8 protein-coding genes are annotated in these 13593 nt (G+C 69.6%); 1 reads left to right on the forward strand and 7 read right to left on the reverse strand.

What is annotated here, in order from left to right; genetic code table 11:
• Nucleotides 1-72: 72 nt before the first annotated feature.
• The 7 genes from ACZ5XS_RS45135 to ACZ5XS_RS45165 all read right to left on the reverse strand — a co-directional run bounded on the left by ACZ5XS_RS45135 (nt 73) and on the right by ACZ5XS_RS45165 (nt 11964).
• A complete protein-coding gene (locus ACZ5XS_RS45135) occupies nt 73-1563 on the reverse strand; it encodes a KAP family P-loop NTPase fold protein (RefSeq protein ID WP_468661536.1) in 1491 nt (496 codons plus the stop codon).
• 50 nt (nt 1564-1613) lie between these two features.
• A complete protein-coding gene (locus ACZ5XS_RS45140) occupies nt 1614-4643 on the reverse strand; it encodes a Helicase associated domain protein (RefSeq protein WP_468661537.1) in 3030 nt (1009 codons plus the stop codon).
• Between the two features lie 12 nt (nt 4644-4655).
• Nucleotides 4656-5675 (reverse strand): TniB family NTP-binding protein, encoded by a 1020-nt coding sequence (locus ACZ5XS_RS45145; RefSeq protein ID WP_468661538.1) that lies wholly within the window; start codon nt 5673-5675, stop codon nt 4656-4658.
• Nucleotides 5669-7909: a Mu transposase C-terminal domain-containing protein gene (locus ACZ5XS_RS45150; RefSeq protein WP_468661539.1), complete on the reverse strand. Its 2241-nt coding sequence runs from the start codon at nt 7907-7909 to the stop codon at nt 5669-5671. Before ACZ5XS_RS45150 ends, ACZ5XS_RS45145 begins: the two co-directional genes overlap by 7 nt.
• Nucleotides 7891-8502: a TnsA-like heteromeric transposase endonuclease subunit gene (locus tag ACZ5XS_RS45155; RefSeq protein WP_468661540.1), complete on the reverse strand. Its 612-nt coding sequence runs from the start codon at nt 8500-8502 to the stop codon at nt 7891-7893. The genes ACZ5XS_RS45150 and ACZ5XS_RS45155 overlap by 19 nt, the downstream gene beginning before the upstream one ends.
• Before the next feature lie 267 nt (nt 8503-8769).
• Entirely contained in the window at nt 8770-11415 is a 2646-nt protein-coding gene (locus ACZ5XS_RS45160; protein ID WP_468661541.1) for a helicase associated domain-containing protein, read from the reverse strand.
• A 198-nt stretch (nt 11416-11613) separates the two neighbouring features.
• Nucleotides 11614-11964: an ankyrin repeat domain-containing protein gene (locus ACZ5XS_RS45165; RefSeq protein WP_468661542.1), complete on the reverse strand. Its 351-nt coding sequence runs from the start codon at nt 11962-11964 to the stop codon at nt 11614-11616.
• Nucleotides 11965-12125: 161 nt separating this feature from the next.
• Between ACZ5XS_RS45165 and ACZ5XS_RS45170 the strand changes: the two genes are divergently transcribed.
• The gene (locus ACZ5XS_RS45170) at nt 12126-12557 is read left to right on the forward strand and encodes a hypothetical protein (RefSeq protein ID WP_468661543.1); all 432 of its coding nucleotides are present in this window, start codon (nt 12126-12128) and stop codon (nt 12555-12557) included.
• Nucleotides 12558-13593 lie beyond the last annotated feature (1036 nt).

A 13593-nucleotide genomic window follows, 5' to 3' on the forward strand; every position in this document is an offset into this window, starting at 1 on the left:
ACACTAGGAATCCTCACCGAGGCCGAGCCCGGCACCTTTAGCAAGAAGCAGTAACCAAGTCCGGAACGGACATCAACTCACGAACCGCCCACTCAGAAGTGCGGCCACCGGTAGGGGAGTGCCGGCGGCGCGTTTGTACCCGATACGGCGGGCGATGCGCTGGGTGTCGTCGCGCAGGCGCAGGAACAGTTCGTCTGTTTCGGCGCCTGGGGTGCCGTCGGCCAGTTGCTGCAGGGCGGTGTCGAAGGTGTGCTCGGGAAGGTCGTCGTCGGGGATGCCGAAGACCATGTACCGGTCGAAGTAGTCGATGCTGCCGATGCCGCGCCGCAGCGCGATGGCCTGGGTGTTGGCGCCGTAGCCGAGTGCTTGGCGGAGTGGTGCGAACAGCATGCCCATCAAGCCGATCACGTCGTCCAGGTGCTGTTCGGCGACGCCGGCGTCCTGGAGCCTGGTGCGCCAGCGGTCGATGCGCTGTTCGGGCTGCTCGTCGCGGCGGGAGGGCAGGTCGACGCTGGTGCCGGTGAGTTCGGCTCGGTGCTGCCACAGCAACTGGTAGGCGCGGGGCTCGGTGGTGCGCAGGAAGGTGACGAGCATGAAGTCGACGATGTCGACGTTACCGGTGAGCTGGCCGAGGGTGGCGTCCACCTGGCCGAAGAACCGTTTGATGGCCCGCGGGGTACGCAGCCGGGCCTGCAAGTGCCGGTAGTAGGCCTCAGAGAGCCTTTCCTGCTCGCTGAGTGTCAGGGTCTGGCTGTGCGAGGCGAGGACTGCTGCGAGGGAGCGGTCGACCAGGATGTCGGCGTCGCGCTCACGGAACGCGGGAAGGTCCAGCCGGACCTGGATGATCTTTTCCAGGAAGTCGCGTGCGCGGGGCTCGCTGTTGCCGACCAGTTCACTGCGTTGCAGGACGTCCAGCAGGGTCCGTTCGTCGAAGCTGATCAGGTAGTACACCCCTGGCAAGTGGCCTACCAGGCGTACCAGCTTGAAGACGACGAGGAGCTCTTCGGGCGTGAGGCGGTCGAGGTCGTCCATGACGACGAGGACCGGCCGGCCTGCTTTGCGCAGGGCTTCCTCGGCTTTGTGTTTGGCGGCGGAGGCGCTCGTGTCGCCGCTGATGCGGTTGCTGACCTCCTGGATCAGTCCCTCTGAGTCCAGGCCGAAGAGAGCAGTGACCTTCCCCAGAGGGCTGATGGCCTTTCCGAATCCGCCGATCTTCTCTCGCGCCTCAGACCACCGTTCGTTATCCGGGAGGGCTTCGCGGATCTCGCTGAACAGCGCCAGGGTGAGGGACTCCAGATCGGAGTACAGCCATGGGTTGAGTTCCGCGACCAGCCAGCCGTCATCGTTGGCTGTATCCCGTAGACGGCGTGTCACTTTGCCGAGGACGCTGGACTTTCCTGAGCCCCAGGGGCCGATCAGCGCGAGGACTCCGGTTTCGGTCTGGGCTCGTACCCGGTCCAGCAGGCTGAGCACATGCTGGGCGTATTGCCCGTGTCCGAGCAGGTCAGGCCCTTCCTCGTGGTCGAGGAAGGGCTCGTCGTTGAAGAAGTGCGGATCGGCCATCTGCCCATTGTCGGGACAGGAAGGGAGCCGGGTACGGGTGTTGGCGGTGTTCAGCCTGCGATGAGCCCGGTGGTGGTGAGGAGGTGTTGTTGGTGGGGGTGGAGGAGTGGCCAGGTGCGTTGCTGGTTTTGGAGCCATTGGCGGGTGGTGGGGTGGCGGGGGTGGGTGTGTGCGTGGTGGTAGGTGCGTTGCCACAGGATGGGCCAGGGTGGGTTCCACCAGGGGTCGATCGTGGCGAGTGTCTGCTGGGTGGGGGAGGGGCTGCTGCGTTTTTTGGCGAGTTGGCGTTGGCTGTCGAGCCATTGGCCCAGTGGGAAGCCGTTGTGGACGGTCTTGATCGGCGGGCAGAGGTGGCCGTGTTCGCTAGCCCAGGTACGGGCGTGAGTGAGGGCTTCGGCGTGGGGCCGGGGGCGGGGGCTGGGAGGCCACTGTTCGGCTGTCTGGGCGGTGATGCCGATAGCGTTCAGCAGGTGCTGTTGGTCTGGGTGGAGTTGGCCGTACTGGAGGCAGGCCCGGGTGATCCAGGTGCCGAGGACGGTGCTCGGGGCAGGGATGCGGGCGGCGGGGTCGAAGGGTTTTCCGGCTTCGATGTGGTCGCGGGTGCGGTAGTAGTTGCGCTGCCAGTGCAGGTCCCACGGTGGGTTCCACCAGGGGTCGATCGTGGTGAGTTCGGTCAGGTGGGGTGAGGGCGGTAGCCCTGCGCGGGCGCGTTGTTTGGCGCGGTTGCGTTGGCTGAACAGCCACATGCCCAGCGGGTGGCCGTCGTGCCGGGTGTCGCGGGGTACGGCGAGGTGGCCGTGTTCAGAGTGCCAGGCCCGGGCGTGTGCCAGGGCCGTCTCGAAGCCCGGCCTCAGGTCGGGGCGGTGCCCGAGGCGGCTGCGGGGCTCGCGGGGACGCTTCGGCTCGGCGGCACACGGTGCGCGACGCGGACCGGTGGGAGTTGCGGGATTTGCAGCCCTTCTGGCCTGGCTGGTCTTGTCTTTTGTCTCCGGAGCCGGGGCAGCAGCCAATCTCGTCGGGGCCGTCCGTGTATGTTCCCGGGCGCTGCGTGCTACCTCGGTGGTGATGCCGATGTCGGTGAGGAGTTGCCGCTGCTCGGGGTGGAGCTCGTCGTGCGTGGCGCACTGGCGCCACAGCCAGTCAGCGGTGCCATCGTCGAGACCGTCGAAGCCGTTCTCCGGGTGCAGGGGGTGGCCGGCGTCGACGTGGTCGCGGGCGCGGTAGTAGCGGCGCTGCCATGTCAGGTGCCAGGGCGGGTTCCACCAGGGATCGATGTCCTCGAGGGCCTGTGCCCGGGCGGCGGGCAGGGGCTGGCGGTCGGTGCGCCAGCGGTTGCGCTGGTTGGCCAGCCACTGCCCGAGCGGGTAGCCGTCATGCAGGGTCGCTTGGGCGACGGCGGCGAGGTTGCCGTGGACTTCGGCGAAGGCACGGGCGTGCCCCAGCCCTACCTGGAAGCGTCCTGCGCTGCTGCGCCGTCTGGGCCGGGCGGCGGCCGCCTCCTCGCGGTCGATACCGATCTCGGCGAGCAGGCGCTGCTGTTCGGGGTGGAGGGCGGGGTAGCGGGTGCACTGCAGGTGCAGCCATTCGCCGAGGCTGTAGCTGGTGGTGGGGAAGCCGCGGGCCGGCTGGAGCGGGCCGTGGGTGTCGGTGTGGGTGCGGGCTTGGTGCCAGGTGCGCTGCCACAGGGTGCTCCAAGGCGCGTTCCACCACCGGTACAGGGCGGTGAGGGCGGCGGCTTGGTGGGCGGGCATGCGGGTGTGGCGTGCGCGTGTGTTGGCGAGCCACTGGCCCAGCGGATAGCCGGCGGGAGTGTCTTCTTTGGGTACGGCGAGGTGCCCGTGTTCTTTGTGATAGGCGCGGGCGTGGGCGAGTCCTTGGGTGAAGGCGCGCTCGGCCTCGAGACTGTGACCGCGCAGCCGTTTGGCGGGCCCTGGCGCGGGCGGGGCGCCGTCTGCGGCCGGTGGATGGGGGAGGAGGTCGCTCAGGGGGCGGGGCCGGTGGGCCGAGTGCACGGTCCACAGTGCCTTCTGTGTGGCAGGGTCTGGGGCGGTGTGGGTGCGTACCAAGGAGTGGGCCCAGGTGAACAGCGGCCCGTGGGTGACGGCGGCCAGGTGGTGGGCGAGCCACGGCCGCCCGACCTGGTCTGCGAGTTCGGTCAGCAATTGCGGTAACTCGCCCAGCCGGTGGGGGAGGTGGCCGCGTGTCTCGGTGACGGTGCGCTGCTGCAGGGTGCGGCTGGCCAGCAGGCGTGCCAGGGCGACGGTCTCGGGGTAGGTGACCAGGTCGCGGGCGGCTGTCTTCCACCAGCCGGGATCGGTGCCGGCGGGCCGGGTGGCCTGAAGCCGGGCCGGCCAGATGTGTTCTTCGGCCGTCCAGGGCTCGTGCCACCAGGCTCCGGTGACGGCGCGCGCGACGTCGAAGGCCTGCCCACCCTCCGGCGTACGCCAGAGCAGCCGGGCGTGCCGCCGATGGGCCTGGAGGACCTCGGGGCAGGAAGCGAGGGGTACCGGCAGCCCGCCGGTTGAGGGCAGGAACATCAGCCAGTACCGGTGGCGGCCGCAGACCCGCTCCTGAGGTGCCAGGTAGCGCCGAGCAGGCACACCGCGTCCGGTGCGCGCGGCACAGCAGGCGGGGCAGGCGGGCCCCCACGGGGCGACGGCTTCCTCGCCGCGGGTCAGGCGGCCGGCCGGGCCGCCCGGGTAGTGCGCGTGTGGTTCTGCGCGTGTCCACGCCGGCAGAGCGCTCTCCAGCACCGCTGCCTGTGCATGGCTCAGGGCGCATACTCGTTCGCGTGCCTGGGCGTTGAGGTGGATCTCGCTGTCCGGGTGGAGCATCCCGGCGACGTTTTGCCGGCCGTCGGTCTCGGTGATGGCGGCGAGCAGGTCGCGCAGGCCGAGGTGGTAGCGGGCGGCGAGCCGGTTCAGGAACGACAGCGTCAGCTCCCCGCGCAGCGGTGCCACCCGTCCGGCCGCCCCGCCGGCCAGGTCCGTGACGAGGATGCCGGACGCCGCCGGTTTGTCTCCCGCACGCTCGTTCCCGGGCTTGCGGCTGTGTGCCGTCGTGCTGGACCGGTGCGCCACGCCGGATGTCTCCTACTTCCGTCGTGCGGGCCGGACCGGCCGGGCCCGGGTTTCGGCGGCCGCGTCGAGTTCGACCTCCGCGAGCAGTTGCTTGGTGATGCGTTCGGTGCCTTCGGTGATGGCGATCAGGGCGGCTTCGCGGATGAGGTGGGAGAGGCTGCCGATCCGCCCGCCGGTGCGGGCGTGGAGGTAGGCGGCGTGCTTGACCAGGGTTCCGGGCCGGTGTGCGCGCAGCCGCAGCAGATTCTCCATGGCCCCAACGAGGTCGTTCCAGACAGCCCGGTCCTGCTCCGTCGCGTAGGCCGGTGGGCGGTGGCGGAAGATTTTGAAGCGGCCGGCGATCTGCGCGCCGCGTACTCCGCTGAGCAGTGAGGAGGTCTCGATGTCGATGGCGGAGTAGACGAAGGTGGCCGGGATGCGCTCGCCGAGGTACTTGAGCTGGTCGGAGGTTTCCGCACCGGCGCGCCGCTGGGTGTCCAGGAGGTGGACGTCGTCGATGAGGACCAGCTGGGTGCCCAGTTCGCACAGCAGGTCGCACACGGCGCCGGTGATCTGGGTCTGGTTGAGGCGGTCGGTGATGGGCATGCCGAGGAACCGGGCGAACTCGCTGACGAGCATCTTCGGGGTGGCGGCCGGCGGCACACTGATGAACAGCACCGGTCTTCTGCCGTCCTGGCCGGGGTGCTGGCGGGCGTCGGCCAGATGGAAGGAACGCCCGAGCGCCATCATCGTGGTGGTCTTCCCGGTCGTGGCCGGACCGGAGATGATCAGACCGCGCCGGGCGCCCGCCTGCTGGCGGCGGTTGACCAGCAACAGCCGTCGCACGGTGGTGAAGACACTGTCCATGGCCGGGGTGCGCATGACGGCGAGTTCGGAGTGGTAGTCCTCGCGCTCCGTCTGGGACCAGGCGCCGTCGTCGGCGTCCAGGGCGGGGGCCGGCGCCCGGTGGACGAAGGCGTCCCAGCCCTGCCACAGGGTCGGAGGAGCCAGCGGAGCGAACCCGGCGGCGTCGTTCGAGAGCGGACTCACCATCGCAGGGATTCCTCAAAGGGGTCGTAGACCGTGACGGAGGAATCTCGCGCCGGCCGCGCTTGGCCGCCCTGAGTCCCGGCCGCTGCAAGGCCCCGGGTGACGGCGGGCCCAGGAGGCTGACGCTCACCCGCTGCGTCGGCTGCCTCCTCCCCTTCGTCTTCGGCGAAGAGCTCCTCACCGTGGTCGAAGGCGTCGTCCTCGCTGGGCCTGTCGGCTTCCGTCTGCGGCGGCTGGCCGTACAGGAGCCCCCACACCGCACCGTCCTGGTTCGCGGCGCCGTGGGCGAGGGCCCGGGCGGCGACGACCTTGTCCCGGCGGCTGCCGTGCCCGGCGGCGGCGCGCTCCAGCAGCTCGCGCAGAGCGAGGGCCAGGTCGTGTTCGTGCTGGACGCGGCTGCCGCGCTGGGCGACGGTGCGCCGGATGTGCTGCCAGGTGAAGTCGGTGAACGGGGCGCTGACCAGGGTGTGGTGGATCCAGGGCACCACCTCCCACCCGTACCCTCGCGGCTGGCCGGGTTGTGGCAGGCGCACCCAGACCTGGCCAGGAGCGTGCGGGTTGTAGTGGATCTCCCACAGGCCGTCCGCCGTCGGCGAGGCTTCGCCGCGGTAGGGGTTGAGGACCTGGTGGTCGTAGGTGCGGTAGTCGATGCGGATGCCGTAGTCGTTGATCTTCTGCCGTTTGACGGGCATCAGCTCGATGTAGTCCTCACGCCCCAGCGGCACCGGGACGTATCCGCACACGGCGACCAGCACCGCCCACATCTCGTTCGGCGACAGAGCGCGGCGGGGCATCATCGGGTGCCGCAGCCCGTCGTGCGGGCGGACCTGCCACCCACAGATGATCCACTCCTGCAGCAGGTCGTCCAGCTGAGCGAGCGTCCATACCGCCTCACCTTCGGTATCCCGGCCGCGTTCGCCGGTGTGGGAACCCGTGTAGCCGGCCACGTGCTGGGCGAACAGCGTGTTGATCGAGGAGAACGTGCGCTCCACATGCCCTTTGGCCGGCCCGTTGCCCGGCGGCGCCGGCTGCAGGGAAATGCCCAGCGACCCGCAGGCGGCGACGAACGAGGACGAGACGAACACCTTGCCCTGATCGACCACGACGGTCCGCGGGGTAATGACCGGGCGTGCTGCGGCCCCTTCCAGGCGGTCATCCACGCTCAGCAGCCGCTCATAGGGAATCACTGAGCGTTCCATCGCCAGCGCCTCGGGCCAGGCAGGCCGCATCGGCGCTGGGACCATCATCTGCGCCAGCAGGTGCGCCGCGTCCACACTGCGGGTTCCCTTCGGGCGCAGCACGGCCGCGCAGATACTGCGGGTCGCCACATCCAGCGCGATGGTCAGCTCGGGCCGCTCCACCACTCCGTCGTCGAGCACCACGAAGGCATCCAGCACGGTGCTGTCCATCATCACCAGCTCACCCGGCGCCATCACCGTCGTCGGGACGAACGGCGGAGCCGGCCGCGCCGAGCGCCAGCGGCGCTGCCGCGCACTGCCCAGCAGCCCGCGCCCGTCGGCCAGGGCGTGCACGAGCCGGTTGAACGTCGCGGCCGACGGCAGCGGCACCGCCCCGTGGCCGTGCCGCTCGGCCAGCAGCCGTCCGGTGTACACCCGAAGCCGCCCCAGCGTCCCGCTGGAGCGTTCCTGCCCGGCCTCCAGCACCTCCCGCAGGGCGGCCACCACCCGCTCATCCGCACGCCCCAGTGCTGACCGGGGCCGGGCGGCCCGCTGATCCACCAGTCCCCACAGCCCGCCGTCGCGGTAGCGGGCCCGCATGCGCCGCACCGTCACCGCGCTGGTCGGCATACCCGCCGCCGACAGCTCTGCCGCCTTCGCCTCCTCCCGCTGCGCCAACGTCCGCACCTGCGGGTCGTACTCAGCCCGTAGAGGACCAACCACACCGGATCCGCCCGGGTGCCCCGTCTCCACCTCCCGCACATGCCGCTCCCATGCCAACGCCCGCTCCCGCACCGGTACGGGCAACGACTCCAGCAAGCCCAGCGGCGGCACCCGGCAGACGGCGGGCGCAGCCACAACCTCGAACCCCTCGTCGGCGAACAACAGCGACAGCAGCAGCGCCGCCATCTCGCCGTTCCCGGCGATCAGCCGCACCTGCCCGCCAGCGAGGGCCGCTACCGTCCAGGCCCGCCCCTCGAACCGCACCCGGGACCCCACCTCGACCACCGGCCCGCCGGACCCCCGGCCCCGTGCCCCCGTCACGCCGTCTGCGCCCACACCGGCATCCGCTCATGCATGGGAGCGCCCAGATCCGCGGACAGCCGCCCCGCCCACAGAGCATGGAACAGCGCGGGAAGGACCACCATCGGATCCCCGGTCCGGCGCACGCCCTCCCACAGCGGCGTACGGTCGGCGAACGACTCCCTCAACGCCGCCGCCAGCTGCTGTCCTCCGTGGTACCGCGGATGCCGGTATCCGGCCAGCCAGGTCACGTTGCGCCGGTACACCGGATCGACCGGACCCAGCACCCAGTACCGCCAGCCCACCGCCGCACACACCTCACCGACCACCGCCGCGAGGGACCGCTGCCGCCGAGAAAGCTCCCCTCTGGCGGTGCAGTCAGCCAAGACCCCCTGGCCGTCGGTGAGCCGGAGCATCACCTGCGGGACATGCGTACATACTCCGCCCGGCGCACGCCACCGCAGTTCCAGTGGCCGACTGGCCAGGCCACTGACGCGTGGATCGCGGTCGAGCAGCATCAGATGCAGCCGCATCGCCCCAGAGCCGTAGTGCACGAGCCGTCCGGTGGTCGCCGACCACCACCATCCCGGCGCCATGCGCTTGCCCTTGCGGGCTGAAAACGGCCTCACAGGCGGACACTGCTCGAAGGCTACTTCGGCGGCCGCCGCCTGCCACGACGAACACTCCGTCGTCCCGCCCGCAGCCAAGAACCGTACGTCCACAGCTCTGACATCGGCCGGCCCGGCCGTTTCCGCATCCCATTTCGTGCTCCGCACCCAGAGCCAAACGTCTTGTCGGCTCATCCAGTAATGGGCAAAACAAGCCAAAGGGAAACGCATGCCCGAGACCCAGGCCCGCCGGTCCTGCCGGGCGCCCCTGACCTCGCAGATGTGCTGTCAGCCGCGCTCGGGCTGCTCTTCGGCCCAGGCGTAGCCCAGCTCAGCGAAGGCTGCTCGCTGCTCCGCATCCAGACGGTCACGCCTGGCCTTCTGGTTACTCAGAAACACACCCAGCCTGATCACCGAACCGTCCGGCAACTCCTCAATGTGCGCCCTTCCAACGACGGTTCTGCCTTCCCGCTGGATGTACTGAGTGAGGGCCGCCAGACCGCGCTGGAAGGCTGATGCCTTCCCGGTGCCCTTGGCTGCTGAAGCTAGCGCTGGCCGTTCGGCGGGTTTCACGCCCAGCGCTGTCAGCCGCTGCTGCTGGTCTTCGGAGAGCTCTGCCCAGCTGCGACGTTGCCGCTGAAGCCATTTGCCGAGGTCGTCGCCTTCGTAGAGGACGCCGGGGGCGACGTCGGGCAGGACGCCGTCGGGTTCGTCGGCGGCGAGGTCGGCGAGGACGCGGTAGTGGCGTTGCCAATCCAGTGGCCAGGGGCAGTTCCAGTCGGGGTCGATCGCGGCCAGCTGGGCGGCCCGGGTCGCGGCGCGTTCGGGGTTCTTGCCGAGGCCGTGGGTGCGGCGGAGGTTGGCCATGTGCTCCCCGACCGGGACCAGTTCACTGTCGGCGTCGCCCCATTCGGCGTCGCGTCTGGGGGCGAGGTGGCCGTGGGCGCGGTGGTAGGAGCGCAGCGCCGCCAGCTTCGTCTCCCAGGCTTCGTCGCCGGGTTCCCACACCATCCCGGCCTCGTCGAGCAGGGTCTTGCGGTGGGCGTCGAGGTCACCCGCGCGGTAGGTGCGCCGCTGCTGGTGGACCCACCGCCCCAGGGGGAACGCCTTGGTGGCGCCGGCTTCGGTCTCGGTGTCGTACGGGAGGGCGTGCAGGCCGGTGATGTGGTTGTCCTTCCGCCAGCGCAGCAGGGCCTGGTAGCCCTCCAGCCAGACCAGGGACTCCGGTCGGTACACCCGGGTGCGCAGGAACGCCGCGATCGTCGCCGCGTCCCTCGGGGTGGAGAAGTGCAGCAGCGCTGACTCGACTGCGCCCTCGGTCTCGTCCTGCCCGCCCTCGCCTTCCGCCGTGGTGCCAACGATTTGCCCGTCCTCGTCCCGCTTCACGTGCACGTGCCGCTGCCCGCTGGTCAGAGCCCGGCTGGCGAGCTGTTCGACGAGGCGTTCGGAGTGTGAGCGCAGGCCTTGGAGGACGGCTACGAGGGGTGCGAACGAGGCGGAGGCGACCATGTCGGTCGGGTCTTCGCCGGGCTGGAGGAAGACGGGCACGATGATCCTGGCGACCTTGTTCGTGCCGTCGGGGTTCGGGCGCAGCGCCCGGCCGATGTTCTGGACGATCTCGACCTGGGAGCCGCGGGTGTCGGCGAAGCAGATCGCCTCCACGCCGCGCTCGCCGACGATGTCGACGCCCTCGCCCAGGACCCGCACGCTGGCGAGGAACGCCCGGTGGACGCGCTTGTTGGCGGCGTCGATGCCGTCGGCGAACTGGCGCAGGACCTCCCGGCGTTCGGCGACGAGGTGGTCGCCGCACAGCCATGCCGACCAGACGCGCTCCGGGGGTACGTGGCGGCCGGCCTCGAGCTCGTAGAACTCCGCGTCGATCGACGAGGCGGGGAGCCGGTCCGCAGCCGCCAAGGCCTCGTCCGAGACCTCAGAGGATGCGTACAGCTCGGCAGCGGTCTTCGGCAGGGTCACCGCGAAAGCCGCGGCCTCTTCCACCCGCTGGTGGAAGGTCATGACCGTACGCAGGTTGTGCGCCGCCGCGTGTTCCAAGAGCGCTGTCTGAAGGAGGGCCAGGCGCCGGCCCCGCAGCGCCTCCTCCGACAGTCCCAGCGCGGGTGAAGGATCCCGGATCTCCAGCACGTCGATCTCGAACCCGGCGAGGATGCCCCGCTCGACGGCCTCCGACAGCCCGAGCTCGAAAATCCGTTCGCCGTACGGCCCGTCCGGGTCGCTGGCCATCGTCGCGATCTCCAGCTCCTGGCCGTCCTTGCCCTTCTGCGGGCGGGGTGAGGCGAGGATGCGGGGGGTGGCGGTCAAGTAGAGCCGGAAGTCCGCCGGAATGCGGCTGTTGTCGTGGATCGCCGCCCACGGCCGACCTAGATCACCTGCGGTTGAGTGGGCTTCGTCCACGATGGCGAGGTCGAACGGGGCCATGGACTGGCCATACAGGCGCTCCCCGCCCGCCAGAGCGGCCTCCAGCGGCCCGCGGACTCTGTGCTCGCCCGACGGGTCCTCGGGGTCCTCGCGGTCTACGAGCGAGGCGTACGTGGCGAACACGACCACCGGCCCGTGCCCGGCCCACAGGGCGAGCTGGATGGCGTTGGTGGTGGTGCGCACCCCTAGCTGCTCAAGGACCTCGTCCTTCTCCAGCGAGCACACCGCGACCATCGGCCCGTGGTGGCCGATCCTCCGCCAGGCCTGGGCGGTCTGCACGAGCAGATCCAGGGTGGGCACCATGACGAGGATCCGGCCGCCCCTGAAGCACTCAAGCGCCGCCGCAGCGGCGGTGAACGTCTTCCCGGACCCGGTGGCGGACACCACCGTGGCACGCGCCCCCTGAACGGGCACAGGTGATCTTGCAGGGAATCCCACCCACCTTCGGATACGCCCATTGGCGTCCACCTGGTGTTCTCGAAGCTGAATTCCGGACATTTTCTAGCTTCTCCTGGAGATTCTGCGCGCGATCAGTCGGACGTCCGCCGGGATGCGCCTGTTCCCGGTCGTCTAGCACCCTGGAACCAGCCCCCGGATCTCTATCCTCGAAAGCGTCTGCGGGATGGCCGACACTCTGGGCGCCCGCGCGGCCCTGTCGGCCTGGGATGGGACGATCTCTGTCGTGGTCCCGGTTGTTCAGGACGTTGGTTTCTGCCCGGCTGTCAGGTAGCGCTGCAGTAGGCGCTTGGCGGCCTCGTGATCGTAGCTATGGGCGATCTGTAAAGGTGTCTCGCCGCGTGCGCTTGGCAGGTGCGGGTCGGCGCCGTAGGCCAACAGGATGGCCGTGGCAGCTGTGTTCAGTGGGTGTCCCGTCTGCAGGTGGCCGTCACCCTCGAGGTCGATGGCGTGAGTCAGCAGCGTGTGACCGAAGCACCGCTCGTTCGGGTCGGCTCCCGCGTCAAGAAGGATGGTCAGTCCTTCGTAGTCGCTTCCCTCTACAGCTTTGTGTGCGGGTGTCCATTCCTCGACGTCATGAAGTGAACCCATTCAAATCCCTCCCTGCTTTCCCCAGACACAGGAACAGTGCTCTGCCTACGACTTTCCAGGCACTACACACTCCCAGGGTGTCCTACATTTTCTCCAACACTACATGCTGCATCAACCCGAGGATCGCGCTTCGACCAGCAGAGGAAAGATAGGCTCCAACCATGACCGCCGAGTGGTACGTCCTCGTCGAAGAGGACACACGAGAGACCAAGCGCGCCGACGGCGTGGAACTCAGACTGCACCGCTGGAAACTGGTGGCCACTCAGCACATCGCAGGAGACCAGGAACAGGCCGCTGCAGCGGCCGAGGATGCGGCCCTGCACTACATGCCGGGAGTTCTCGCTCGGCACGCCCGGCCGGGAGACGAGCCGGCCCGGCAGGCTTTCCTCACCCAGGACGGGGCCTGGGTGGTGTTCCTCAGGCAGCGGCACCGCGAGTGTCACATACGGGTGACCACTGCCCGACTCATGCATTCACAGGAGGAGAAGGAGGCTCCTTCGAAGAGCTTCAAGGAAAAGTTCCGCAGCGCCCTGGATGGCCCGCAGCCTCCCGAACCGGCTGGTAGGCCATGGAAGCCGGGCGGCGAAACCTGAGGGGCGTCAAGCGAACCGCCCACTGGATAGCGTGGTTCGGGGTACACGGGCCGGCATGGCACCGAAGACTGATCACCTCATGTCCTTGCGGGCCGAGCGCCAGCTGCGCCAGGTCCGCGCCTTCTACGCGGCAGGAGTCCTGTTGTGGGCGGCCGCGGCGGCCTGGATGGGATGGACGCACCGCAAGCCGGCAGATGTGGGTTTCCGTACTTCTCCTGACGGTCTTCACCGGCCTGCTGCTCACGGCCTCCGTGTGGCTGCGGCGTATCCAGGCCGCCACGGCGAACAGGCCGGCGCATCCCGCTGCACCGAGGCATGCCGTTGCCCCACGCCACGCGAACGCTTGAACCCGGTAGTCCGCGCTCCTGTTCTCAAGCCGATCCGGCCGTGGCAGCGGCTCCTGGGGCATACGAAAGGCACGCCTATTTCCTTGCAGCGGGTAGGCGGTAGACGTGGACGGTAAAGAGGCCCAACAACAAGAGTCCAGCGGACAGGAGGCCCGTGCCCGAAGGGCTTTGAGGACCTGGCGGTGGGTTAGATGGCTGGCCTTGTTCCTCGCCATCAGCTGGGCGGTCGGCTGGGTGAGGGCACTCGTCAAGGGGGAGCAGGGGTGGGATCTGTGGTGGCCCTTGGTGAGTACTTTCATCTGGGCAGCGGTGACCGTGCGGGGCTTTGTGACCTACCACCAGATCAAGACCACAACCCTGCCGGCCACCACCCGCCGCTCCTAGCCAGCCTGGCCCGCGACAGCGGGCCCAACGGTTCTGGAGGCGCAGCCGGAAGGACCGTCAGGCGGGGGAGCGCAGCGGACCCGCCGTACCGGGGTCGGAGCGAAGCGCAGGCCCCCGGCAGGGGGACGAAGTCCCCCTGCTCCGGGAGCGCAGCGAACGGAGCATCAACCAGACTGCGCAGCAGTCAGGTTGAGCGGGACGCGCAGCGTCCCGCCAGCGCTCCCGCGGAGCGGGAGCGCAACACCCGCGCGCAGCGCGGGTGTTCGCTTGCACATCGCGCAGCGATGTGGTACCCGCTCCGCGGG

The organism is Streptomyces sp. NPDC033131, from assembly GCF_055578365.1.